We start from the raw sequence: 22,831 nt of genomic DNA on the forward strand, positions 1-22,831 counted from the left end.
TCAGCGAAAATCCCGGATCAACTCCAGTGGATAACGTTTACCGGCCAGAAAATCTTCGCAGCAGGGGCGTACCATTGGGCTGCGCAGCCGGTCTGCCGCTTCAGCGGCAAGGATTTCCGCAAAGGTCATCCAGCGTGGACCAAGAATGCCTTCATCCAGCGGTGCGTTCGGCACTTCGGCCACCGGGCTGGCAATGAAGCAGTGGCGGTGATAGGTGATGCCATTGGGTGCAATGTTGATGTACAACCCCAGATAGGCTTCCACCTTCACCTGCCAGCCGGTTTCTTCCAAGGTTTCACGCTCTGCCGCAGTCATCAGGTCTTCATCCAGCTCCAGGTGTCCTGCGGGCTGATTGAGTACCGGTGTACCGGGGCGTGCCATCTGATCCAGCTCTTCCACCAGCAGAAAACGCTCACCATCAAAGACCAGGGTGGCCACGGTAGAATTGGGGGTCCAGCGACTCATGGTTGCTCCTTTTTCACGCCTTTTTTACGGGGCTTGAGTGCCACCTTGTGCGCTTTGGTGGGCAGGTGCACCTGGGTTTGTCTGATCTGGCCCGGTTTCATGCCTTCCAGCGTCCAGGTGCCGATGGACCAGCGAATCAATCGCAGGGTCGGGAAACCGACATGGGCCGTCATGCGCCGGACCTGGCGGTTGCGTCCTTCAATCAGGGTGATTTCCAGCCAGCTGGTGCCCTTGCCGGGCCGAGGGCTCACCGGTTCTGAACGAGGCGGCAGTTTGGGTTCTTTCATATGACGCGCACGCGCCGGGCGTGTTTTGCCATCATTCAGTTCGACACCGTTGCTCAGTGCGGTCAGGGCTTCATCGGTGATCTGACCTTCCACCTGCACCCAGTAGGTTTTTGGCAGTTTGAACTCAGGATGGGTGATGCGGGCCTGCAGTTCCCCATCCCCTGTCAGCAGTAATAAACCTTCAGAGTCATAGTCCAGGCGACCGGCAGGATAAATGCCTTCGGTCTTGATGTATTCAGCCAGGGTGGTACGGCCTTTGTCATCCGTGAACTGGGATAACACCTGATAAGGCTTGTAAAACAGAAAAAGGTCACTCATGACTGTCTCATGGTATCAGTTGGTGGGCTGCTGGAAGGGGCAAGCAGGTCCCAGATGGTTGGCGCAGCAGGTTTTTTTGCTGGCTTCCCTTGTGATTTTGCTGATTTATCCCTATGTTCTAGTGAAAGGCTTATGCCTTCTGTCGAGGGAATTATTTGCACCGGCAGGAGACTAAGTGGTCAGGAGCGTTGATGCAAGAGGGTTGGACGTTGAAGTCACAGATGGTTGCCACCACCCCAGTCCGCTGTTCGGGCGGCCCCGGTGAGGATGAGCACGAAAGGCAGGGCGATGGAGGCCTTGCCACGGTTGAGGCTAAGCCAAAGCTGAAAATGCCGCCGCTGTATAAGGTTGTAATGCTGAATGATGATTTTACTCCGATGGAGTTTGTGATTGAGGTATTGATGAAGTTTTTTCATATGGACATGGAAAAAGCCTCGCAGATCATGCTGGCTGTGCATACACAGGGGCGTGCAGTCTGCGGAGTGTTCACCAGGGATGTGGCTGAAACAAAAGCAGCCCTGGTTGTGGACTTTGCCCGTGAGAATCAGCATCCCCTCATGTGCAATGTGGAAGTAGCGGAGTAATCGGCCTGTAACGGGTCATTAATGGTTCCCAGGCGGGTAAGTGAGGGTAGGCTCATGCTTAGCAAAGATCTTGAACACACGCTGAATGAGGCGTTCACCCTGGCAAGGCGCCAACGCCATGAATTCATGACCGTCGAACACCTGCTGCTGGCCCTGCTGGATAATGAGTCTGCTGCTCAGGTATTGAAGGCATGTGGTGCAGATCTTGGCAATATACGTCGAGATCTTGGTGATTTCATTCAGGCCACCACCCCGGTAATCCCGGATGACAATCTGGAACGGGAAACTCAACCAACACTTGGCTTCCAGCGCGTGTTGCAACGTGCCGTATTTCATGTGCAGTCTTCCGGCAAGAGTGAGGTGACCGGTGCCAATGTACTGGTGGCCATCTTCAGTGAGCAGGAAAGCCAGGCCGTTTATTTCCTCAAACAACAGGATATTGCCCGTGTGGATGTGGTGAATTACATCTCTCACGGTATTTCCAAGGTATCAGACAACTCCGAGCAACATGGCAACCTGTTTGGTCAGGAGCAGGAAGAGGCAGAAGGTGTCAGCACCAATCATCCGTTGCACAGCTTTGCCACCAACCTGAATGAACAGGCCCGCATCGGACGCATTGATCCGCTGGTGGGTCGTGACCATGAAATTGAACGGGTCATTCAGGTGCTGGCGCGGCGTCGCAAGAACAACCCGCTGCTGGTGGGTGAAGCCGGTGTCGGTAAAACCGCCATTGCTGAAGGCCTGGCCAAGCGCATTGTGGATGGTGAAGTACCGGAAGTGATTGCTGATGCCATCGTTTATTCGCTGGATCTGGGTGCGTTGCTGGCAGGCACCAAATATCGGGGCGATTTTGAAAAACGCCTCAAGGCGCTGCTGCATGAACTGAAAAAGCAGGACAATGCCATCCTGTTCATTGATGAAATCCACACCATCATTGGTGCCGGTGCGGCTTCCGGCGGTGTGATGGATGCCTCCAATCTGTTGAAACCCATGTTGTCCAGTGGCGAGCTGCGCTGCATCGGTTCAACGACCTTCCAGGAGTTTCGTGGCATCTTTGAAAAGGATCGTGCTTTGGCGCGGCGCTTCCAGAAGATTGATGTGATGGAGCCGAGTGTTGAAGACACCATTGCCATTCTGAAAGGCTTGAAGAGTCGTTTTGAGCAGCACCACAAGCTGCGTTATGACGATCATGCGCTGGAAACAGCGGCACGCCTGGCTGCTCGTTACATCAACGACCGCCACCTGCCGGACAAGGCCATCGATGTGGTGGATGAAGCCGGTGCTTATCAGCAACTGCTGCCGGAAGGGCAGCGGGTACAGGTGATTGGTGTCAGTGAAGTGGAAGCCATTGTCGCGAAGATTGCCCGGATTCCGCCAAAAACCGTGTCCAGCAACGATAAGGAAGTGCTGCGCAATGTTGAGCGCGATCTCAAAATGCTGGTGTTTGGTCAGGATGAAGGTATTGGTGCACTGGCCAATGCCATCAAGCTGTCCCGTGCCGGTTTAAAGGCCCCGGAAAAACCCATTGGTGCTTTCCTGTTTGCCGGTCCTACCGGGGTGGGTAAAACCGAGGTCACCAAACAGTTGGCGCGTACACTGGGTATTGAGCTGGTGCGGTTTGACATGTCCGAGTACATGGAACGGCACACCGTGTCACGCTTGATTGGTGCACCGCCCGGTTATGTCGGTTATGACCAGGGCGGCCTGTTGACTGAGGCCATCACCAAAAATCCGCATTGTGTGCTGCTGCTGGATGAAATTGAAAAAGCCCACCCGGAAGTCTTTAACCTGCTGCTGCAGGTGATGGACCACGGCACTTTAACGGACAACAATGGCCGCAAGGCAGATTTCCGCAATGTGATTCTGGTGATGACCACCAATGCCGGCGCAGAAGTCATGAGTCGCCGTTCCATCGGCTTTCAACATCAGGACCACAGCACTGACGGAATGGAAGCCATCCGTAAGCTGTTCACACCGGAGTTCCGTAACCGGCTGGATGCCATCATCCAGTTCAAGGCGCTGGATACCGAAGTCATCAAGAGTGTGGTGGACAAGTTCCTGGTCGAGCTTCAAGCCCAGTTGGATGACAAGCGGGTGGTGCTGGAGGTGGACGCTAAAGCGCGTGCCTGGTTGGCTGAAAAAGGTTATGACGAAGCCATGGGGGCTCGCCCAATGGCGCGTTTGATCCAGGAACAGATCAAGAAGCCGATGGCTGAAGCGATTCTCTTTGGTGAGCTGGCCGCCAACGGTGGTACGGTGCATGTCAGCGTGGATAAGGATGGGCTGGCGCTGGAGTTTGAACCGGCAGCACAAGCAGAAGAGGAAGGCGCCGTTTAACGGCGGGGCCTTCTTCAGGTGATTCGAGCCAGCAGATGATTCGAGTCGGGGAAAGCCGGGGCGAAGGGAGTCGCCCCAGGTCTGGCTTCAGCGCGCGCGGTAGGTGATGCGGCCTTTGGTCAGGTCATAGGGAGACAGCTCAACCTTGACCTTGTCACCGGTCAGAATGCGGATGTAGTTCTTGCGCATCTTGCCGGAAATGTGAGCAGTCAGCACATGGCCGTTTTCCAGCTCAACGCGGAACATGGTATTTGGCAGGGTATCGATCACCACGCCTTCCATTTCAATATGATCTTCTTTTGCCATTCGGCATAAACCTCTGATGTCGGAAAAAACCGCCAGCATTCTGCCTGATTTTTCGACAAAGCGCAAAGGAAAGCAGGATTGGAAGGCTTTTATTTATCGCGCGCCGGGAAGGGTTGCCATTCCTGCTGTTGCAGAATTTCCAGTGGCTGGTAGTTTTCCTTGTAGCTCATCTTGCGGCACTCACTGATCCAGTAGCCCAGGTAAACATGGGGCAGATCTTGTTGACGGGCTTCTTCAATTTGCCAGAGTACGGCATAAACCCCAAGACTGCGGCGTTTCTGTTCCGGATCATAAAAGGTATAAATTGCAGACAAGCCATCCGACAGGCGATCCACAGCCGCTACAGCGAGAAGCTGGCCGTGTGCATCACGGAACTCGACCAGTCTTGCCCAGGATTCACTTAACAGCAAAAAGCTGCGGAATTGTTCTTCGCTGGGTGGGAACATGTCGCCATCGGCATGGCGACTTTCCAGATAACGCCGGTAGAGTTGGTAGTATTCATCGGTGAAGCGAGTGGGGGTGACCAGCCAGCTCAAGTCCTGGTTGCGATTCCAGATTTTGCGTTGCTGGCGGTTAAAGCGGAAGCCCTGCACTTGTACGCGCACGGACTGGCAGGCATTGCACCCCTGACAGTGAGGGCGATAGAGGTGGCGACCACTGCGACGAAAGCCCACCTGAGTGAGTGCATCATAGATGGCTGGTGTCAGGGGTTGTTGTGGGTCCAGAAACAGGGTGGTGGCTTCTCGCTCCGCCAGATAACTGCAGCGGTGTGGCATGGTCTGGTAAAAACGCAGTGCCACTGCCTGTGAGCCGGGATTGTTAATGGTCACTTGCATCCTCCTGCTGTACAGGGGCTTTTAAAGCATCCAGAAATTGCAGTTGACTGGCAGTATGCAGTTGCAGCGCCTGCAAAAAGGTTTCGCGGGGTATTTCACGTGCTCCAAGGCTTGCCAGGTGGTTTGAATGCACCTGGCAGTCAATCAGATGGAAGCCTTGCCGTTGCAGGTGTTGTGCCAGAAACACCAGCGCTGCTTTGGATGCATCAGTGGCGGTGCTGAACATCGACTCGCCAAAAAAGATACCACCGAGTGCCAGTCCATAAAGCCCTCCCACCAGCTTACCCTCTTGCCAGGCTTCCACCGAATGGGCATAACCCCGCTGATGCAATACATTATAGGCACTTTCCATCTCCGGTGTAATCCAGGTACCGGTGCTGTGTTCACGCAGGCTGGCGCATTGATGAATGACTTGTGAAAAGGCCAGGTCGAGGGTCAGTTCAAAGTCACCGCGCTTCAGGCGTTTACTCAGGCTGCGACTGATTTTGACCTCCTCAGGATAAAGCACCATGCGAGGTGCCGGTGACCACCAGAGGGGCGGCTCACCTTCACTGAACCAGGGGAAAATACCCATACGATAGGCTGTCAGCAGGCGCTCGGGAGATAGATCACCACCAAAGGCCAGTAAGCCATTGGGCTCCTTGAGCGCACGGTGGGGAGAGGGGAACCAGAGGGTTTCATCCAGTTGCCAGATTTCAAGCATGTCGGAGCCTGCAAGCTGTTATACAATGGCGACAAACCGGCCGATCTGCCATCAGGCTTTATCATAAGATTTTTGAACAACCTGCAGCAAATGCTGAGTGAAGCCAGACCATGAATGAACAGGACAACCGACTTGCCGCAAGATTGAGAAAAGCCACCCAGGAAGCGGGTGTGCTGCTGCTGGCATTGGTGGCATTGATGCTGCTGCTGGCGCTGTTCAGTTTTAATGCAGCAGATCCCGGATGGAACCGGGTATCCACCGCAGCGCCAACCAACCTGATGGGCCTGTCCGGTGCCTGGTTGGCCGATGTGCTTTTTTCCCTGATGGGCTTTGCAGCCTGGTTATTACCGGCCGCGCTGCTGCATCTGTCCATTCAGTTATTGCGTCGCCCCTGGCAGCAGGAAGACTGGGACCCATTCATTCCTTCATTGCGTTTTCTGGGGCTGGTGTTGTTGCTGATCGGGGTTTCCGGTATTGCCGCTCGGCATTTCCATGCGCTTGAAACCAGCCTGCCTTACGGTGCCGGTGGCATTCTGGGAGAAAGCCTCTCCAGTCTGGCAGGTCCTCTGTTAGGGCACCTGGGCAGCACTTTGATTTTTCTGACGGCCTGTTTTGCCGGTTTTTCGCTGATCACCGGCTGGTCCTGGCTGACCATCATGGATGAAATCGGTCATCTGCTGGTGCGTCTGGCAGAGCGGGCCAGAAATGCCTGGCAGGATGCGGATCAACTGCGGCGCGAAGAAAAGCAGCGTTATCAGGATGAAATGGCCTATGCCGCTGAGCTTCCCGGTTCAGAAAAATCTCAGCCAGAAGAACCTCAAGAAGGTTGGCTGCCACGGCTGCGTGAACGCTTGCCCAAACTTGAATCCACTCCGGTGCGTACTGACATTGAACGCGCAGAGCCGCGTCTGGGCGATTTTTCTGACGACTTGCCAGAACCGGAAGAAGGCCCGGCACCTCGCCTGTTGACTTTAAAAGACCTGCAGCCGGAACGTAATCAACAGCCCCAGTCTCTGGAAGGTGATCGCCCGGGACTGAATCTGCTGGATGCTCCCAAACCCCAGAAGGTTGGTTTCACCGCTCAGGAGCTGGAAAGCCTGGCCCTGTTGCTGCAGCAGAAGTTAAAAGAATTCGGTGTGCAGGCGGAAGTGGTGGATGTGCACCCCGGACCGGTGATCACCCGTTTTGAGCTGGAGCTGGCTGCTGGTGTCAAGTCGTCCAAGGTTGCCAATCTGGCACTGGACCTGGCTCGCGCCCTGCGGGTGCCCAGTGTGCGGGTGGTGGAGGTGATTGCCGGTAAATCCACCATTGGCATTGAATTGCCCAACAGCCAGCGTGCCTTGATCCGTTTGCTGGAAGTGCTGAATCATGATGACTTCCTGCAGGACCGACATCCTTTGCCCTTGGCACTGGGGCAGGACATCTCCGGGCGACCGGTGGTGGTTAACCTGGCCAAAATGCCTCACCTGCTGGTGGCCGGTACCACAGGTTCGGGTAAATCGGTGGGTGTGAATGCCATGCTGCTGTCACTCTTGTTGCAGCGTAGCCCCGAAGAACTGCGGTTGATCATGATTGATCCGAAGATGCTGGAGTTGTCGGTGTATGAAGGCATTCCGCATCTGCTGGCTCCGGTGGTCACGGATATGAAAGAGGCCGCCAATGCGCTACGTTGGTGTGTGGCGGAAATGGAGCGGCGTTACCAGTTGATGGCAGCCATGGGTGTGCGCAACATCGCCGGTTTTAATGAAAAACTGGCCGAGGCTGAGGCTCAGGGTGCACGGGTGGCTGATCCGTTAAAAGAGCCGGTACCCGGTGCTCAGCCTGCTTATCTGGAAAAACTGCCCTATGTGGTGGTGGTGATTGATGAATTTGCCGACATGATGATGCTGGTTGGCAAAAAGGTTGAAGAGTTGATTGCACGTCTGGCCCAGAAGGCCCGTGCAGCGGGTATTCATCTGATTCTGGCCACCCAGCGGCCATCAGTGGATGTCATCACCGGGTTGATCAAGGCCAATATTCCCACACGCGTGGCCTTCCAGGTGTCCAGCAAAATTGATTCACGCACCATTCTTGATCAGGGTGGGGCGGAGCAGTTGCTGGGTAATGGCGACATGCTTTATCTGCCGACCGGTGCGCCTCAGCCGGAGCGCATCCACGGTGCGTTTGTAGCCGATGATGAAGTGCATCGTATTGTTGAGAACTGGAAATTGCGTGGTGAACCGGATTATGAGGAATCCATTCTCTCCGGTGATGTCGAAGCTCAGGCATTGGCCGGTCTGGAAGCCGAGGGCATGGAGGGCAATGACGATGAAAATGACCCGCTGTACGATGAAGCAGTGGCATTTGTGATCGAATCCCGGCGTGCATCCACCTCTTCGGTGCAGCGACGCTTCAAGATCGGATACAACCGTGCAGCTCGGCTGGTGGATGCCATGGAAAGGGCTGGGCTGGTGTCTCCACTGCAATCCAATGGACAGCGTGAACTGCTGATCCCTGAACGTTAAGGAAGCTTTGATGGCATTTTTTGATCGCTGGAAGGGTACGCAAGGGTTATTCCGTTCACTGATGATCAGTGGCTTGTTGTTGCTGGCTTTGCCCTTGCAAGCTGACCCGGCCGTTAAGCGTCTGCATGATTTGTTGCAGCAGATGCAAAGTCTGGAAGGGCGTTTTGAACAGTTGACTCAGGATGCCCGTGGTCAGCGGTTACAGGAATCCAGCGGCGTGATGCGCCTGCAGAAGCCAGGGCGTTTTTTCTGGGAAACCGAACGTCCCTACCCACAAGTACTGGTATCCGATGGATCAACCCTGTGGGTTTATGATCCCGACCTGGAGCAAGTCACGGTACAAGCGCTGGACCAGCGTGTGGCCAGCACTCCGGCGTTGATTCTGTCCGGGGAAAGCACTGATCTGACCGAACACTTTCGCATCAACCAGACCCGCAGTGGCACCGATGAAGAGTTCCGGTTGGTGCCGCGTGGCGCTGACAGTCTGTTTGAAGTGCTGAGACTGTATTTTGTTGATGGTCGCATCCGTGCCCTGCAACTGGAAGATAGCCTGGGGCAGAGCACTCGTGTTGAGCTGTATATTGAACAATACAACCAGCCAATGGCTGCCCACCACTTCACCTTCGAAATCCCTGCCGGGGTGGATGTGATCCAGGAGCAATGATGGTCAGCGACCTGTTTGCCGGTGCATCTCATCACGCTGCAACCCGTGGTTGGCAGCCACTGGCAGCACGCATGCGCCCTCGAAACCTGGATGAGTATCTGGGGCAGGAGCATCTGCTGGGGCGGGATAAATCCCTGCGCCAGGCGCTGGAAGCCGGTCAGTTGCACTCGATGATCCTGTGGGGGCCACCCGGTGTTGGCAAGACCACCCTGGCGCGCTTGCTGGCTGAACAGGGGCAGTTGCGGTACATCAGCCTGTCGGCAGTGATGAGTGGTGTGAAGGAAATCCGTGCTGCGGTTGCCGAGGCACAGGAACAGCAGCAGTTCAACGGCAAACCCACACTGCTGTTTGTGGATGAAGTGCATCGCTTCAATAAATCCCAGCAGGATGCCTTTCTGCCTTATATCGAAGATGGCACCTTTGTGTTTATTGGTGCCACCACCGAAAACCCTTCTTTTGAACTCAATTCGGCACTGTTATCGCGTGCTCGGGTTTATCTGCTGAAATCCCTGCAACCGGAAGTGTTGCAAGGGCTGCTGGAAAAGGCCCTGCAGGATGAAGCCCGGGGATTGGGGAAGATGCAATTGCAGGCAACGGATAACAGCTTGCAGTTACTGGCACGCGCCGCAGATGGTGATGCCCGCCGGGCACTTAATTTTCTGGAAATAGCTGCTGATCTGGCACAGCAAGGACAGATCACTCCGGACACTGTGGCTGAAGTGGTGCAGGAAAGCCTGCGCCGCTTTGACAAGGGTGGGGAGCAGTTTTACGACCAGATTTCAGCGCTGCATAAAGCGGTACGAGGTTCATCACCGGATGCCACCCTCTACTGGTTCTGTCGCATGCTGGATGGTGGCTGCGATCCACTTTACATTGCCCGCCGGGCGGTGCGCATGGCCAGTGAAGACATAGGTAATGCTGACCCACGTGGTTTACAGCTGGCGCTGAATGCCTGGGATGTACAGACCCGACTGGGTAGTCCGGAAGGTGAGCTGGCAATTGCCCATGCACTGGTATATCTGGCAGTGGCCCCAAAATCCAATGCGGTTTACATGGCCTTTAAATCAGCCATGAAGGCGGTAAAAAGCACCCCGAGTTACGAAGTGCCGCTGCATTTGCGTAATGCGCCGACTGGCTTGATGGAAGAGCTGGGTTATGGTGATGGATACCGCTATGCCCATGATGAACCAGAGGCTTATGCTGCCGGTGAGGTTTATCTCCCCGATGCCCTGCAGAAGGCTGTAGAAGATCAGGCCTGGTATCAACCGGTTGAAAGGGGACTGGAAATTCGCATTGCCGAAAAACTGCGTCACCTGCGGAAGCAGGATGAAGTGGCCCGGCGATCCGGTACCAGCCGCACCAGGTGAACCTATGGCAGAATAAATGCCCAGTTGGTGATGAGTAACCAGTCATCCAGAAACGCGAGGCTGGTTAACTCACGACCCCCCACTAACAGCAGCAGCGCTGCAATCACCAGATGGGGACCAAAAGGCAGTGCCTGACCTTGCCACTCAGCCCGCAGTTTCAATACCAGTGCCACCAGCAACCCTGACACAGACGATAGCAGAATCACTGGCAGCAGTGCCGGTGCCCCCAGCCAGGCCCCCAGCGCAGCCAGCAGCTTGAAGTCACCGTAGCCCATGCCTTCGCGACCGGTCAGCAGTTTAAACAGCCAGTAAAGACTCCAGAGCGACAGGTAACCGATGATGGCACCGAGAAAAGCCTGGTTAAACAGTGCCTCAGAAGAAAACAACCAGTGCCAGGTCAGGCCTGTCCACAGCAGCGGCAGTGTCAGTCGATCCGGTAATAATCGGGTCTGGGTATCAATCACTGCAAGTGCCAGCAGTGTCCAGGCAAATCCCATCAATGCCAGGGTTTGCAGGTTCATGCCATAACGCCAGGCCAGCAACAGGCTCAGCAGAGCGGCGGTCAGTTCCACCAGTGGATACAGCCGGGAGATGGGTGTGGCACAACTGGCACAGCGACCGCGAAGCAGCAGCCAACTGATCAATGGCAGGTTTTGCCACCAGCGCACCGGTGCCTGACAACTGGGGCAGTGAGAACCTGGCCAACTGAGCGTCAGCTCCGGCAAGTGCTCTTCGCCCCATTCACGTCGCAGCATCAGTGGCAGGCGGTAAATCACCACGTTCAGGAAGCTGCCGATCACCAGTCCCAGCAAGGTTGCCAGTGTCAGCCACAGGGGTAGCGGCCAATCAGCAGTCTCCCATAATGGCATCAGAGGATGTCACCCATCATGAAGATTGGCAGGTACATGGCAATAACCAGGCTGCCGACAATGATACCGAGTACGGCAATCACCAGCGGCTCCAGCAGGCTGGTCATGCTGTCGACCATGGTGTTGACTTCTTCTTCATAGAAGTCTGCCACCTTCGTCAGCATGGTATCCAGTGCGCCAGACTCTTCTCCGATAGCCACCATCTGGTTAACCATGGTTGGAAAGAGTTTGCCGTTGCGCATGGTGAAATGCAGTTGCTGACCGGTGGAAACATCATCTTTCATCTTGTCGACCTGGCGTTTGTATACCAGGTTGCCCGCTGAGTTGCCCGCTGAGTCCAGTGAGTCCACCAGAGTAACACCGGCTGCAAAGGCAGTAGCCAATGTGCGTGAAAAGCGTGCCACGGCAGATTTGTGTAGCAGCTCACCCATGATAGGAAGACGCAAAAAAAGTTTGGTTAGCCGGTAGTCAAAGGCTTCTGAGCGTTTGCGAAGCCACAAGACAGAATATACCGCAGCCAGCAGGGCACCAAATACCAGATACCACCAGTCCTGCATAAAACGCGAGATGTTTAAAACCAGTTGGGTGAAGGCAGGCAGTTCAGCACCAAAGCTGGCAAACATGCTTTCAAACTCTGGCACCACCTTGACCAGTAGCAGCGCAGATACCACCAGGCCGATAATCATGACAAAAATCGGGTAATAGAGCGCTTTTTTGATCTTGTTTTTCAGGGATTCCATGCGCTCCTTGTAAGTGGCGACTCGCTCCAGCATCACTTCGAGTGAACCGGAGTTTTCACCAGCCTCCACCAGGCTGCAGAACAACTCATCAAATACCTTGGGGTGACGGCGCAAAGCCTGAGCAACGGGCGTACCGGCTGAAATCTGATCACGGATATCAACCATCATTTTTCGCAGGGCAGGTTTGGTCTGGCCTTCAATACAAATGGAAAAAGCCTGAACGATCGGTACCCCGGCCTTGATCATGGTGGCCAGCTGGCGTGAAAAGATGGTGATGTCCCTCGCATTGATGCCACCACCCAAACGGATGGCCAGTGAGGATTTTTTGTGAATTCGTCTGGGCGTTACACCCTGTTCACGCAGGCGTGCCCGCACCAGGTTGATGTCTTCGGACTCCATTTCGCCCTTGACCTTTTCGCGTCGGGCGTTGGTGCCTTCCCAGGCAAAAATGTAAACCTTGCTTTCTTTGTTAGCCATGATTCAGGGTTACTCCATGGTGACGCGGGTCAGTTCAGCCAGGCTGGTCGTACCGGCCAGCACCTTTTTGCGACCTGACATGCGCAGGTCATCAAAACCCAGTTCGCGAGCTTTGCGGTTCAGATCGAGGGCTCCAGCACCATGCATGATCATATCAGCCAGCTCCGGTGTTATTTTAACGGTTTCGTAGATGCCCACGCGCCCCTTGTAGCCATTGGTGCAATGGCTGCAGCCAACAGCCTTGTAGAGAGTACGGCCTTCCAGTTGCGCTGGAGTAAAACCGATGGATTCCAGCACATCAGCAGGCGTTTCATCTGGGATCTTGCAGCGTGGACAGAGTTTGCGGGCCAGTCGCTGGGCAATGATCAGCTGCACGGATGCAGCCAGGTTGTAGGGTGGAACCCCCATGTTCATCAAGCGGTTCAGGGTGGCTGATGCCGAGTTGGTGTGCAGGGTGGACAGCACCAGGTGACCGGTTTGTGCAGCCTTGACAGCCACTTCGGCGGTTTCCAGATCGCGGATCTCACCCACCATCACCACGTCGGGATCCTGACGCAGGAAAGCACGTAGGGCGGTGGCAAAGTCCAGTCCAACCTTGGGGTTGACGTTGACCTGGTTGATGCCTTCCATGTTGATTTCAACCGGGTCTTCGGCACTGGAAATGTTGCGCTCCGGGATGTTGAGGATATTCAGCCCGGTATAAAGGGTCACGGTTTTACCGCTACCAGTTGGACCGGTGACCAGAATCATGCCTTGAGGATGAGACAGGGCTTCCTCATAGAGTCGTTGCTGCTCTGGCTCAAAACCCAGTTGTTCAATCCCGATTTTGGTGCTGCTGGCATCCAGAATACGCAATACAATTTTTTCACCCCAGAGGGTCGGCAGGGTGTTGACACGAAAATCGATGGTGCGGGTCTGGGATAAACGCAGTTTGATGGCACCGTCTTGCGGAATGCGTCTTTCCGAAATGTTCATCTTGGCCATGACTTTTAAACGAGCGGCCAAACGACCCCGCAGTGATAACGGGGGGCGTGTCACTTCGTGCAACATGCCATCAATACGAAAGCGGATGCGGTAACTGTGTTCAAAGGGTTCAAAGTGAATGTCTGAGGCACCCTTGCGCATGGCATCCAGCAGCACCTTGTTGACAAATTTGACGATAGGCGCATCTTCAGCTCCCCCCTCAGCCCCTACCGTTTCATCATCGGGTAACTGATCTTCAGTGACTTCCAGCCCTGCCAGATCATCACCATCCAGATCACCCAGTGCGGCAATGTCGGTTTCAAGTGAGCTTTCCAGCACGCTGTGCAGCTTGTCTTCAGCAACAATCACCGGATGGATGATCAGCCCAGACTGGAACTGGATTTCATCCATTGCCGCCAGATTGGTTGGCGTGGACATGCCCAGACTGAGAATGTTGCCGCGCACAAGCAGTGGCATGACCTGGTGTTTACGCAGCAGCTTTTCATCCACCAGTTTTTTGGGAAACTGCTTGGGGTCAAAGGCATCCAGATCCAGATAAGGCAAACCAAACTCTTCGGCAACCACTGAAGCCAGAAGATCAGGCTCAATGCGCCCGGTGCTGGCCAGGTAATGGATAAAGGGTTCATTTTTGTTGCGTGCATCAGCCTGGGCAGAAAGTGCCTCACCCTCATCCATCAAGCCTTCTCGAACAAGGCGACGGGATAGGGAGCTCATGACGTTTGGGTTGGATGTATCCACCATCTGCACTGAATCCTTAACGCAGGGTTACAAAACGCAAAGTATGATTATGACACTGTCTCACAGGGCTGTGCGAGTTACAAAAATATCTTTTTTTGTCCTGGATCATAAGAAATGCAGTTGCTTTTGGTAACGGAGTGTTTCATAGTTAACAGTGAAGCTCAAGCCATCCCGGCAGGGAGGCTGGCAAATCAGCAGGACATACCCTAAGGAGACGTTTATCATGAAATCTGCACAACAAGGTTTTACCCTGATTGAACTGCTGGTGGTTATTGCCATCATCGGTATTCTGGCTGCAGTAGCAGTACCGCAGTATCAGAACTATGTAACCCGAGCTAATGCTAATGCAGCTTATGCTGAAGCTTCTGCAGTTCGCACCCCAATTGATGCCCTGATTTTTGATAATACAGCAACTAAGGCTGCGGATATTGCTGCAATTGCAACTCCTATTGCTACTTTAGCGATTACTTACACAAGTGATACTAACGTTGTTGTTGCTTCAACCAAACCTGTTGGTGGCTCAACTGTTACGTTCACACGTGGCGCAACAGGCTGGACTTGTGCGCACACTTTTGCTGACGTAACGCTGCAAAACTGCACTTATACTGCCCCTGGTGGTTGAGATTGATTTCTAAAGCATGAAACTTTAAAAAGGCTCCTGCGGGGGCCTTTTCCTTATGTGGGTGCGCTGTGACAGGCGCTGCTCCTGTCACACGTGATGGCGGTCAGATGACCAGTGGGGCATGTTCACTTCTGTTATTACTAGGCTCGCTGAGCCAGATATCCATTCTTTCTGTGGTATCCCGGTTCACCTGAGCGCTCCACCTTGCAGTAAAGGCATGTTTGAATACATAACCATTCCTGGGGTGGGCTGTAGCAGAGTGGTTGATTTGTCCATCGCTGATCAAACTTCACGCAATTATTTTGCTTTTGCCTTTATAGCAAAAATTTACATATCCCAACATTTGTTACATTCTAGAGTAAAGTTTCTGCAATTTTGGTCGATAATTGATCTATCGCTATTGATTTTTTATCTTTCACCCTGTGAGGGTAGTGACCATGAGTTCTGAAAACCTTTCATTTTCCAATGCCTTGCATCTGACTACCCCCGGTCAGGCGAATCCTGCCAAGGCGCGTGCTGTTGAAATGCAGGCGCTGAATAAACCTGAAGGCAATAAAGCTGAACAGAACAAGGATGAGGACGGCCGTAAAGCCTGGCCTTCCAATGCTGCTGAAGCGCGGCTGGAAGCCAATAAAGGCCTGTTGCAGGCGATGTTTGGCAAGGCGGGTGCACGTGACTCCAATGCCATGCGGATTTTTTATCAGGAAGTGGTCAGCAAGCTGGAAGAGGTGCTGAAAAAAGAGCTGGGTGATGAAGAATTCAGCCTGCAGAAGCTGGCAGAAAAAACTTCCGGTGTGGAAGGTCAGGAAGACTACTGGTCACCAGAGCAGACGGCCAATCGCATTGTGGCCGGTGCCACAGGTTATTTTGAGGCGTTTAAAAAGCAGAACCCTAACCTGAGTGATGAAGAGCAGGTCGAAAAATTCCTCAGCATCATCAGTCCGGCTGTGGACAAGGGAATTGGTGAAGCCATCACCATTCTGGACGGTTTTGGTGTGTTTGACGGAGCCATCAAGGACAATGCCCTGAAAACCCAGGAGTTTGTGCATGAAAAACTGGAAGCCTTCCGTCAGCGCATGCTGGGTCTGGACCAGCAACAGGAAAAGCCCCTGTTTGATGACAGCAATGTGGAACAGGACCAGGCCTGAGTTCATCTGACAAGGTTGATCTGATGACATAGGCCAGTAAAAAGCTGACCTGTTAAGGTCTGATGTGTTAAGAATATCTTGATTAAAAAGGCGCTGCCGGTAACGGTCAGCGCCTTTTTTCATTCATTCAGAATATGCTGAAAAATTCAGCTTAACCCCTGGCTTGCTGGCGGCGTGGTTCCAGTACCGGGCGCAGTTTGTCAGCCATTTCGGTCAGGGCTTTTTCGGTGGTATCCCAGTCGATACAGGCATCCGTGACGGACACACCGTATTTCAGCTGGCTCTTGTCGGCAGGGATGGACTGATTGCCCCAGCCGATGTGGGATTCGATCATCAGGCCAACAATGGATTCATTGCCATCCAGAATCTGGTGGGTGACGTTGTCCAGCACCAGTGGCTGCAGGCCAGGGTCCTTGTTGGAGTTGGCGTGGCTGCAGTCAATCATGATGTTGTTGGACAGACCGGCCTTGCTCAGATCCTTTTCACAGAGTTTGACACTGACGGAGTCATAATTGGGTTTGCCATTGCCACCGCGCAGTACCACATGGCCATACTGGTTGCCACGGGTGCGGATGATCGCAACCTGGCCTTCACTGTTGATGCCGAGGAAGTTGTGCGGATGGGCCATGGATTTCAGGGCGTTAACGGCAACTTCCAGGCCGCCGTCAGTGCCGTTTTTGAAACCGACCGGGCAGGACAGGCCGCTGGACATTTCGCGGTGGGTCTGGGATTCAGTGGTGCGGGCACCAATGGCACTCCAGGCAATGCAATCCTGCAGGTACTGGGGTGAAATCGGGTCAAGCGCTTCAGTGGCCAGCGGCAGGCCCATTTCGGACAGTTCCACCAGCAGCTTGCGGCCAATGTGCAGGCCCTCTTCGATCTGGAAGGAATCGTCCATGTGCGGGTCGTTGATCAGGCCTTTCCAGCCCACGGTGGTACGGGGTTTTTCAAAATAAACACGCATCACCAGGTACAGGGTGTCACCCACCTTGTCGGCCAGCACTTTCAGGCGGCGGGCGTAATCCTTGGCGGCTTCCACGTCGTGAATGGAGCAGGGGCCCACCACAATGAACAGGCGCGGATCTTCACGATCAAGAATGCGCTGAATCACCTGACGACCTTCATACACGGTTTTTTCAGCGGCGGGTGTCAGGGGAATCTTGTCTTTCAGGCGATCCGGGGTGATCAGAATTTCCTGAGCGGCCACGTTCAGGTTGTCAACGCGCTTGTTATCGGACATCGGGGTTTCCTGTTCTCTGGAGTCGGTGCAATAAGAAATGCCACACATTGTATGTGATCGTGGGAGTGAATGAAACGCTGTTACAGGCAGTTATCGGGCTTGGGCAGCCCGGCATAACGTGCAGCAATTCTTGCCGGGCTTTCGCCGAACAGTTGCATCAGGTAGATGCTGCTGGCCTTGTCGGCTCCCAGATGCTGGCGAAGGTATTTCACCAGTGGGCGCATGGCAGGGGAGAGTTGAAACTCCTGATGAAACTGTCTCAGCAGGGTCAGAATTTCGTGGTGAGCCGGTGTTAACTCGCGGTCGTCCAGTGCCGCCAGCCGGGCAGCAACTTCCGGCGTCCAGTCCGCCAGGTTTTGCAGATGGCCTTCCGGGTCCAGCTGGGGCAGGTCGGGGAGCTGGTCACCAACTGATGACACGCTCGACCTCCAGAGAAAGGCTGACCCATTGTTCATCGCTGATGCTGCTCACTGCTGTCGGCAAATGCTGTTGCAAACCCCGCGCCTGCAGGTCTTGCGCCAGTGCGAGTAGCTGCACGCCTTCGGGTAAGGCCAGCAGGAAGTCTCTGGACGCCGCCAGCGCCACGGCAGACTCGATCAACAGTAAACGATCACCGGTTGCCAGTAACGGCAGGCAGGTATTGAGCTTGCCTGGGTGATTGAGTTGATGCAGGGTGCTCATGGTTTCAGTGACTCAGCAGATGGCGACTGCGCTGAAGCAGTTGCTGCAGTTCAACGTTATTCAGCGGCTGTACCGGCAGCAGCAGCTTGTCCGCTGACAGCCCATAACGCAACAGTGCCGCTTCTTCAACATAAACCTGATCCAGGTCGTAGAGGGGCAGGGCTTTTAACATCGCCTGAGTGCCTTTTAACTGCAGGCAGTCGGGTTGCTGATCCGGCAGCAGTTGCAGCACGCCTTCACCCATGAAAAGCAGAGCGGTGTTCTGGTCAAAGGTGCTGCTGACCAGTGCCACATCCAGGCCTTCGCGGCCACGCAGGCCGGTCAGGGGGGGATGACTGAAGATGACCAGCAGATCCAGTGTTGAAGTGCTCATCGTTTTAAAGTCATCCGCTGAAGGTCATCAGGCGATCAGTGCTGCTCATGCCATCGACCAGTTGTCCCAGTCCGGCGAGCGTGAAACCTTCTGCCAGATTGTGGTGGGCCAGACCATGACGGGCGGCCTCTTTCTGATCGAGGATACCGCGTCTCAGTGCTGCAGCCACACAGACCAGCAGTTCCAGTTGATGGTTGGCAGCCAGTTGTTGCCATTCACGGGTCAGATGGGTTTCATCCTGCGGAGGGCAGGTCAGCGCATTGGCCAGCAACACACCATCCTGATAAAAAAACACCCGCTGAATCTGATGGCCCGCAGCCAGGGCTGCACGAGCAAAACGCAAAGCAGAAAGGGGCGCCTGACTGGTGTAAGGCGCCCCACAGATGTTCAGCACAAAACCGGCCACGGAAAAGGGTTTTCCGGATCAGTCGTTGCTCATGCCCAGCAGGGCGAGCAGGCTGACAAACAGGTTGTAGATGGCAACAAACAGGCCAACTGTGGCACGGATGTAGTTGGTTTCACCGCCATGCACAATTTCACTGGTCTGGAAGAGGATCAGCGCCGAGGCAAAGATCACAAAACCGGCGCTCAGTGCCAGGTGCAGGCCAGCCATGCCAAGGAACAGGTTGGCCACAATACCGGCAATCAGCACCAGGCCACCAACCAGCAGGAATTTACCCAGGAAGCTGAAATCCTTTTTGGTCACCAGTGCCACAGCAGACAGACCAAAAAACACCAGCGCGGTCATACTCAGTGCAGAAACCACCACGTTGCCCATGCCAGCACCCAGATAGGCACTCAGAATCGGGCCCAGCGACAGTCCCATAAAGCCGGTGAAACCAAACACACTCAACAGGCCCCAGGCGGAATCAGCCAGCTTGTGAGTCAGGAACATCAGGCCATAGGCGCCGATGAAAAATACAAAAATATTCAGACGCAGGCCGGTGGCCAAGGCAAAAAAAGCAGCCAGGGCACTGAAGGCAAGCGTCATGCCCAGCAGCATGTAGGTGTTGCGCAGAACTTTATGCGCTTCAGCGCTGAGGGTGCGTGAACCTGTTTGTGCAGTGGAAGCGTCGTAACGCATGTCTGTTTCTCCTGACAGGGTTGAGGTCTGTAACATGAAGGCCATGAAAAGCCAGCGAAAATTTGACAGTGCCTAAGCTTACGGGTTCCGTCGCAGAATGGCAAAGCCCTGTTTATAACCCAGTCCGCCATTGCCATGCACGCCGCCCAGGGTGACACGGTTGTGGTGCAGTGCCTGGGTCATTTCAATCAGTGCACGCAATGCCGGCAGGTTCCAGGGCGCACGGTTCAGGTTCATGCCTCCCTTGAGGGTCAGCAGGTGCCATTGCAGCCAGTCTTCGATTTCATTGATGTCATTGACAAAACCGCCCCGCAGCAGCAGTGCCATGGGCACCACCGGGTAACAGGTATAGGCTTCCAGCAGGGCATGACCAGCGTTGAAGTGTTCGGCAAACTCCATTTCGGCTTGCAGGTTGGCATAGTGCACGGCTTTTTCCAGATGCCAGTAACCGGCCAGTTCATCCAGATGATCCGGCCCATCACCCTGTGCATAACCGATACCGACCCCTGCAACCTGAATCGGTGGGTGGGGTAAATCAAAGCTGCCCAACAGGTCTTCACGGGTCAGCAGCAAGCCACCTGCGTAATCAACATAAGGATTGGCACAATCAACGCCGCGGAATAACTCGGTCAGAGGCTGCAGCCAGGTGTCACTGACGGGTGCATCCGCTGCAGAGCGGCGATAATTTTCAAACAGGGCGTCCCGCAGGTGCCGGAAGCCATCAAAATCCAGCCCCTGTTCACGACAGAAATGACGCGCCAGGTCGGTGTAGGCTTCGGTCAGCGGGTAGTCCTCACCATACACCTGCAGCATCAACTGGCTGCGTTCTTCACGATTGTAACCGGTGCGGATGGCATCCTTGCCTTCAATCAGCACTGCCTCAAAAGCCCCTTCACGCAACTGGGTGTGGGCATAAGCCAGTGCTTCCAGCGGGCCACAGCCAGAGCGAAAGTGGTTACGGGCCAGGGGTGCATCCCAGGGGGTGCTGAGTGGGTCAATCACCAGCCGCTCCAGCTTCAACCCGGCCTGAGTGACCTGTTCACGGATGTCATGCAGGGCATCCAGATTGCCTTCACCATCCTGAACACCTGCTGCTGCAATAATATAAGCCTGTTGCATGATGCTGACCTGTATGGAGAATTGATGGCGGTTTAAAGATGAGCCCTGCTGCTGGTTTCAGGTGTTGTTGCTGACTCCAGTACGTTGGGTTCTGGTACCCAGCGTGCCAACAGCGTGTCTGCTGAAAGATCAGCACCGCAAGGCCATTCAATAAAATACCCGCCGTTGTAAACCTGTTCAAATACAGACTGGGATTTCAGAGATTGAAAGGCTTCGTATTCCAGATAGGGTTTCACATCAAATTGCCCGCTACGACCATCCTCGGTTCTCAGAAGCAGACAATGGTTATCCAGTGGTGTCACTTCAATCAGTTTCATTGGTCTAGTCCTCTGATGGGGAAGGGCTTTTTACCATTAACGGCCAGTTGCCAGTCCGCTTGCAACTCATCCTTATGAATTTCCATCCAGGCAATCACCAGTTTGTGTTTTCCGGGTGGCAAACTGCCAGCCAGTAAACGCCCATCTTCTATGGCATAAACAGCGAACTGGCCTTGATACTCAGCATGGATGTGTGGTGACTTATGCTTGTCAGTATCAAAAAAGAACATCCTGATCAAAATGCCATAGAACATAGAGATGGTTGGAATTGCGGTCTCCTTTCCGGCTTTGTCATGAATTATAGTCTGGTTGCTTCTTCCAGCCATTGCAATCGCTGCAGGGCTTCATCACGGCAATTGCCACAGACGGCCGGGTCAAAGCTGAAGTCACTGCAAACCCCGGGCCGGCCGGGTTGACCAAAAATACCGCAGAGGTGATCCGGGGTCAGATGGATGCAGGCTACACCAGCCGGTTTGCCGTTTGGCATGCCGGTGATCGGCGAGCTGATGGAGGGGGCAATGCAGCAGGCACCGCAACCGGGGCGACAGCCGTGTTCCAGGTCATTCAGGTGGTTTTCATTCAGATCATGTAATGCAATGCCAGGCATCATGGTGTTTTACTCGGTCGCCTCTGTGCTAAGATACGCGGTTATTCCCAGTTCAATAGTCAGGTATTCAGGCTGATGAAATCCCCAGAGTTACTTTCTCCCGCGGGCACCTTCCGCAACATGCAGTATGCCTTTGCTTACGGTGCTGACGCCGTTTATGCCGGTCAACCGCGCTACAGTCTGCGCGTGCGCAATAATGACTTCAAGCTCGAAAAGCTGGCTGAAGGCATAGAGTATGCCCATCAGCGCGGCAAGCTGTTTTTTGTGGCCAGCAACATCGCACCCCACAACAGCAAGGTGCGCAGCTACCTGAAAGACATGGAACCGGTCATCGAAATGAAACCCGATGCATTGATCATGTCTGATCCCGGCCTGATCATGATGGTGCGTGAAAAGTGGCCGGATCAGGTGATCCATCTGTCGGTACAGGCCAACGTGGTCAACTATGCTGCTGTGCGTTTCTGGGAGAAGCTGGGTATCCAGCGCATCATTTTATCGCGGGAACTGTCGCTGGACGAGATTGCTGAAATCCGTCAGGAATGCCCGACCATGGAGCTGGAAACCTTTGTTCATGGTGCCCTGTGCATTGCTTATTCCGGTCGTTGCCTGCTGTCCGGTTATTTTAATCACCGTGATCCGAACCAGGGCACCTGCACCAATGCCTGCCGCTGGAAATACAACACCGTGCAGACCACCACTGATGCAACCGGTGACCTGATTCCTCTGGCGCAGGCCGAAGCTCAGGGTATCTGGACGCCGCAGCAGGGTCTGGCAAGCAGCAGTAAAACGGCTGGTGGTACAGAAGGCCAGGAAGAACTGTCTGCGCTGATTGAAGAGGCCACGCGACCCGGTGAGTTCATGCCTATATATGAAGATGAGCATGGCACCTACATCATGAACTCCAAGGACCTGCGAGCTGTTCAGCACGTGGCTAAACTGGCAGAAATGGGCATTGACTCCCTCAAGATTGAAGGCCGCACGAAAAGCCACTATTACGTCGCGCGTACCGCACAGGTATATCGTCGGGCGATTGATGATGCCGTGGCCGGTCGTCCGTTTGACATGGATCTGATGAACGCGCTGGAAAACCTGGCCAGCCGCGGTTACACCGAAGGTTTTTACCGCCGTCATGTGCATGATGAATACCAGAATTATGAAAGCGGTAACTCCGTAGGTGTGCATCAGCAGTTTGTTGGTGAAGTGCTGGCTGCCGATGATCGTGGCTGGATCGACATCGAAGTGAAAAACAAGTTTGAGTTGGGTGACTTCCTGGAAGTGATCACGCCCACCGGTAATCGCCGTTTTAAACTGGATGCCATGGAAAACATCAAAAATGGACAGGCGGTGAGTGTGGCACCGGGAACCGGGCATTTTGTACGCATTCCACTGCCGGGTGAGGCGCTTGACGGGGAAAGTTTGAAGTATGCTATGGTGTGTCGCGATCTTCCCCAATAAGGAAAC

26 protein-coding genes are annotated in these 22,831 nt (G+C 54.3%); 8 read left to right on the forward strand and 18 right to left on the reverse strand.

What is annotated here, in order from left to right; all coding sequences use genetic code 11:
• Together BT114_RS01530 and BT114_RS01535 are read right to left on the reverse strand one after the other, a co-directional pair.
• Entirely contained in the window at positions 1–465 is a 465-nt protein-coding gene (locus BT114_RS01530; protein WP_072324540.1) for an NUDIX hydrolase, read from the reverse strand.
• A complete protein-coding gene (locus tag BT114_RS01535; RefSeq protein WP_072324541.1) occupies positions 462–1,070 on the reverse strand; it encodes a pseudouridine synthase in 609 nt (202 codons plus the stop codon). The genes BT114_RS01530 and BT114_RS01535 overlap by 4 nt, the downstream gene beginning before the upstream one ends.
• 221 nt (positions 1,071–1,291) lie before the next feature.
• Between BT114_RS01535 and clpS the strand changes: the two genes are divergently transcribed.
• Both clpS and clpA read left to right on the forward strand, forming a co-directional pair.
• The gene (gene clpS / locus BT114_RS01540; RefSeq protein WP_072324868.1) at positions 1,292–1,654 is read left to right on the forward strand and encodes an ATP-dependent Clp protease adapter ClpS; all 363 of its coding nucleotides are present in this window, start codon (positions 1,292–1,294) and stop codon (positions 1,652–1,654) included.
• A 54-nt stretch (positions 1,655–1,708) separates the two neighbouring features.
• On the forward strand, positions 1,709–3,991 hold the full coding sequence (gene clpA / locus BT114_RS01545; protein ID WP_072324542.1) for an ATP-dependent Clp protease ATP-binding subunit ClpA: 2,283 nt from the start codon (positions 1,709–1,711) through the stop codon (positions 3,989–3,991).
• Between the two features lie 87 nt (positions 3,992–4,078).
• Here the strand turns inward: clpA and infA are convergent, their stop codons facing one another.
• The 3 genes from infA to aat all read right to left on the reverse strand — a co-directional run bounded on the left by infA (position 4,079) and on the right by aat (position 5,836).
• A complete protein-coding gene (gene infA, locus BT114_RS01550) occupies positions 4,079–4,297 on the reverse strand; it encodes a translation initiation factor IF-1 (RefSeq protein WP_072324543.1) in 219 nt (72 codons plus the stop codon).
• Between the two features lie 89 nt (positions 4,298–4,386).
• Positions 4,387–5,127 (reverse strand): arginyltransferase, encoded by a 741-nt coding sequence (locus BT114_RS01555; RefSeq protein WP_281248987.1) that lies wholly within the window; start codon positions 5,125–5,127, stop codon positions 4,387–4,389.
• Entirely contained in the window at positions 5,117–5,836 is a 720-nt protein-coding gene (gene aat / locus BT114_RS01560; protein WP_072324545.1) for a leucyl/phenylalanyl-tRNA--protein transferase, read from the reverse strand. Before aat ends, BT114_RS01555 begins: the two co-directional genes overlap by 11 nt.
• A gap of 110 nt (positions 5,837–5,946) precedes the next feature.
• Between aat and BT114_RS15220 the strand changes: the two genes are divergently transcribed.
• The 3 genes from BT114_RS15220 to BT114_RS01575 are packed head-to-tail and all read left to right on the forward strand — an operon-like array spanning position 5,947 to position 10,371.
• The gene (locus tag BT114_RS15220; protein ID WP_072324546.1) at positions 5,947–8,340 is read left to right on the forward strand and encodes a DNA translocase FtsK; all 2,394 of its coding nucleotides are present in this window, start codon (positions 5,947–5,949) and stop codon (positions 8,338–8,340) included.
• A gap of 10 nt (positions 8,341–8,350) precedes the next feature.
• A complete protein-coding gene (gene lolA / locus BT114_RS01570; RefSeq protein ID WP_072324547.1) occupies positions 8,351–9,004 on the forward strand; it encodes an outer membrane lipoprotein periplasmic chaperone LolA in 654 nt (217 codons plus the stop codon).
• The gene (locus tag BT114_RS01575; RefSeq protein WP_072324548.1) at positions 9,004–10,371 is read left to right on the forward strand and encodes a replication-associated recombination protein A; all 1,368 of its coding nucleotides are present in this window, start codon (positions 9,004–9,006) and stop codon (positions 10,369–10,371) included. The genes lolA and BT114_RS01575 overlap by 1 nt, the downstream gene beginning before the upstream one ends.
• Before the next feature lie 2 nt (positions 10,372–10,373).
• Here the strand turns inward: BT114_RS01575 and BT114_RS01580 are convergent, their stop codons facing one another.
• From BT114_RS01580 to pilB, 3 genes are read right to left on the reverse strand one after another with little or no spacing between them, the layout of a single operon-like run.
• Entirely contained in the window at positions 10,374–11,240 is an 867-nt protein-coding gene (locus BT114_RS01580; protein WP_072324549.1) for a prepilin peptidase, read from the reverse strand.
• Positions 11,240–12,457: a type II secretion system F family protein gene (locus tag BT114_RS01585; RefSeq protein ID WP_072324550.1), complete on the reverse strand. Its 1,218-nt coding sequence runs from the start codon at positions 12,455–12,457 to the stop codon at positions 11,240–11,242. The genes BT114_RS01580 and BT114_RS01585 overlap by 1 nt, the downstream gene beginning before the upstream one ends.
• A 9-nt stretch (positions 12,458–12,466) precedes the next feature.
• The gene (pilB, locus tag BT114_RS01590) at positions 12,467–14,182 is read right to left on the reverse strand and encodes a type IV-A pilus assembly ATPase PilB (protein WP_072324551.1); all 1,716 of its coding nucleotides are present in this window, start codon (positions 14,180–14,182) and stop codon (positions 12,467–12,469) included.
• A gap of 220 nt (positions 14,183–14,402) precedes the next feature.
• On the opposite strand from pilB, the gene BT114_RS15225 reads away from it, so the two are divergent.
• Entirely contained in the window at positions 14,403–14,801 is a 399-nt protein-coding gene (locus tag BT114_RS15225; RefSeq protein ID WP_072324552.1) for a pilin, read from the forward strand.
• Between the two features lie 437 nt (positions 14,802–15,238).
• Positions 15,239–15,949, forward strand: coding sequence for a DUF5610 domain-containing protein (locus BT114_RS01600; protein WP_084661775.1), 711 nt, complete (start codon positions 15,239–15,241; stop codon positions 15,947–15,949).
• Between the two features lie 151 nt (positions 15,950–16,100).
• Here the strand turns inward: BT114_RS01600 and BT114_RS01605 are convergent, their stop codons facing one another.
• From BT114_RS01605 to BT114_RS01650, 10 genes are all read right to left on the reverse strand, one after another.
• The gene (locus tag BT114_RS01605) at positions 16,101–17,189 is read right to left on the reverse strand and encodes a 3-deoxy-7-phosphoheptulonate synthase (RefSeq protein WP_072324553.1); all 1,089 of its coding nucleotides are present in this window, start codon (positions 17,187–17,189) and stop codon (positions 16,101–16,103) included.
• An 80-nt stretch (positions 17,190–17,269) separates the two neighbouring features.
• Positions 17,270–17,608, reverse strand: a complete 339-nt coding sequence (locus BT114_RS01610) for a TusE/DsrC/DsvC family sulfur relay protein (protein WP_072324554.1) — start codon at positions 17,606–17,608, stop codon at positions 17,270–17,272.
• Positions 17,592–17,870: a sulfurtransferase complex subunit TusB gene (tusB, locus tag BT114_RS01615; protein ID WP_072324555.1), complete on the reverse strand. Its 279-nt coding sequence runs from the start codon at positions 17,868–17,870 to the stop codon at positions 17,592–17,594. Before tusB ends, BT114_RS01610 begins: the two co-directional genes overlap by 17 nt.
• Before the next feature lie 4 nt (positions 17,871–17,874).
• Entirely contained in the window at positions 17,875–18,243 is a 369-nt protein-coding gene (tusC, locus tag BT114_RS01620; protein WP_072324556.1) for a sulfurtransferase complex subunit TusC, read from the reverse strand.
• 10 nt (positions 18,244–18,253) lie between these two features.
• Positions 18,254–18,649, reverse strand: a complete 396-nt coding sequence (tusD, locus tag BT114_RS01625; protein WP_072324557.1) for a sulfurtransferase complex subunit TusD — start codon at positions 18,647–18,649, stop codon at positions 18,254–18,256.
• Between the two features lie 18 nt (positions 18,650–18,667).
• The gene (locus tag BT114_RS01630; RefSeq protein WP_072324558.1) at positions 18,668–19,327 is read right to left on the reverse strand and encodes a Bax inhibitor-1/YccA family protein; all 660 of its coding nucleotides are present in this window, start codon (positions 19,325–19,327) and stop codon (positions 18,668–18,670) included.
• A gap of 78 nt (positions 19,328–19,405) precedes the next feature.
• Entirely contained in the window at positions 19,406–20,446 is a 1,041-nt protein-coding gene (locus BT114_RS01635; protein WP_072324559.1) for a hypothetical protein, read from the reverse strand.
• A gap of 32 nt (positions 20,447–20,478) precedes the next feature.
• Positions 20,479–20,763, reverse strand: coding sequence for a DUF2442 domain-containing protein (locus BT114_RS01640; RefSeq protein ID WP_072324560.1), 285 nt, complete (start codon positions 20,761–20,763; stop codon positions 20,479–20,481).
• Entirely contained in the window at positions 20,760–21,089 is a 330-nt protein-coding gene (locus BT114_RS01645; protein WP_218163433.1) for a DUF4160 domain-containing protein, read from the reverse strand. Before BT114_RS01645 ends, BT114_RS01640 begins: the two co-directional genes overlap by 4 nt.
• Positions 21,062–21,370 carry a YkgJ family cysteine cluster protein gene (locus BT114_RS01650; RefSeq protein WP_072324870.1) on the reverse strand — a complete coding sequence of 103 codons (309 nt, stop codon included), beginning with the start codon at positions 21,368–21,370 and terminating at the stop codon, positions 21,062–21,064. The genes BT114_RS01645 and BT114_RS01650 overlap by 28 nt, the downstream gene beginning before the upstream one ends.
• Before the next feature lie 75 nt (positions 21,371–21,445).
• Here BT114_RS01650 and trhP point away from each other — a divergent pair, with 75 nt between their 5' ends.
• Positions 21,446–22,825, forward strand: a complete 1,380-nt coding sequence (gene trhP, locus BT114_RS01655) for a prephenate-dependent tRNA uridine(34) hydroxylase TrhP (protein WP_072324562.1) — start codon at positions 21,446–21,448, stop codon at positions 22,823–22,825.
• Positions 22,826–22,831 lie beyond the last annotated feature (6 nt).

It is taken from the genome of Marinospirillum alkaliphilum DSM 21637 (assembly GCF_900119735.1).
GTDB classification, from domain to species: Bacteria; Pseudomonadota; Gammaproteobacteria; order Pseudomonadales; family Halomonadaceae; genus Marinospirillum; species Marinospirillum alkaliphilum.

Bases quoted from the DNA above. Each gene is read 5' to 3' on its own strand.
- BT114_RS01575 (WP_072324548.1), top strand. From the start codon at position 9,004: ATGGTCAGCGACCTGTTTGCCGGTGCATCTCATCACGCTGCAACCCGT.
- BT114_RS01535 (WP_072324541.1), bottom strand. From the start codon at position 1,070: ATGAGTGACCTTTTTCTGTTTTACAAGCCTTATCAGGTGTTATCCCAG.
- BT114_RS15225 (WP_072324552.1), top strand. From the start codon at position 14,403: ATGAAATCTGCACAACAAGGTTTTACCCTGATTGAACTGCTGGTGGTT.
- aat (WP_072324545.1), bottom strand. From the start codon at position 5,836: ATGCTTGAAATCTGGCAACTGGATGAAACCCTCTGGTTCCCCTCTCCC.
- BT114_RS01600 (WP_084661775.1), top strand. From the start codon at position 15,239: ATGAGTTCTGAAAACCTTTCATTTTCCAATGCCTTGCATCTGACTACC.
- infA (WP_072324543.1), bottom strand. From the start codon at position 4,297: ATGGCAAAAGAAGATCATATTGAAATGGAAGGCGTGGTGATCGATACC.
- lolA (WP_072324547.1), top strand. From the start codon at position 8,351: ATGGCATTTTTTGATCGCTGGAAGGGTACGCAAGGGTTATTCCGTTCA.
- clpS (WP_072324868.1), top strand. From the start codon at position 1,292: ATGGTTGCCACCACCCCAGTCCGCTGTTCGGGCGGCCCCGGTGAGGAT.
- BT114_RS01605 (WP_072324553.1), bottom strand. From the start codon at position 17,189: ATGTCCGATAACAAGCGCGTTGACAACCTGAACGTGGCCGCTCAGGAA.
- BT114_RS01635 (WP_072324559.1), bottom strand. From the start codon at position 20,446: ATGCAACAGGCTTATATTATTGCAGCAGCAGGTGTTCAGGATGGTGAA.
- tusB (WP_072324555.1), bottom strand. From the start codon at position 17,870: ATGAGCACCCTGCATCAACTCAATCACCCAGGCAAGCTCAATACCTGC.
- BT114_RS01585 (WP_072324550.1), bottom strand. From the start codon at position 12,457: ATGGCTAACAAAGAAAGCAAGGTTTACATTTTTGCCTGGGAAGGCACC.
- BT114_RS01645 (WP_218163433.1), bottom strand. From the start codon at position 21,089: ATGGCTGGAAGAAGCAACCAGACTATAATTCATGACAAAGCCGGAAAG.
- tusC (WP_072324556.1), bottom strand. From the start codon at position 18,243: ATGAGCACTTCAACACTGGATCTGCTGGTCATCTTCAGTCATCCCCCC.
- pilB (WP_072324551.1), bottom strand. From the start codon at position 14,182: ATGGTGGATACATCCAACCCAAACGTCATGAGCTCCCTATCCCGTCGC.
- BT114_RS01530 (WP_072324540.1), bottom strand. From the start codon at position 465: ATGAGTCGCTGGACCCCCAATTCTACCGTGGCCACCCTGGTCTTTGAT.
- BT114_RS01650 (WP_072324870.1), bottom strand. From the start codon at position 21,370: ATGCCTGGCATTGCATTACATGATCTGAATGAAAACCACCTGAATGAC.
- BT114_RS15220 (WP_072324546.1), top strand. From the start codon at position 5,947: ATGAATGAACAGGACAACCGACTTGCCGCAAGATTGAGAAAAGCCACC.
- BT114_RS01640 (WP_072324560.1), bottom strand. From the start codon at position 20,763: ATGAAACTGATTGAAGTGACACCACTGGATAACCATTGTCTGCTTCTG.
- trhP (WP_072324562.1), top strand. From the start codon at position 21,446: ATGAAATCCCCAGAGTTACTTTCTCCCGCGGGCACCTTCCGCAACATG.
- BT114_RS01630 (WP_072324558.1), bottom strand. From the start codon at position 19,327: ATGCGTTACGACGCTTCCACTGCACAAACAGGTTCACGCACCCTCAGC.
- BT114_RS01580 (WP_072324549.1), bottom strand. From the start codon at position 11,240: ATGCCATTATGGGAGACTGCTGATTGGCCGCTACCCCTGTGGCTGACA.
- clpA (WP_072324542.1), top strand. From the start codon at position 1,709: ATGCTTAGCAAAGATCTTGAACACACGCTGAATGAGGCGTTCACCCTG.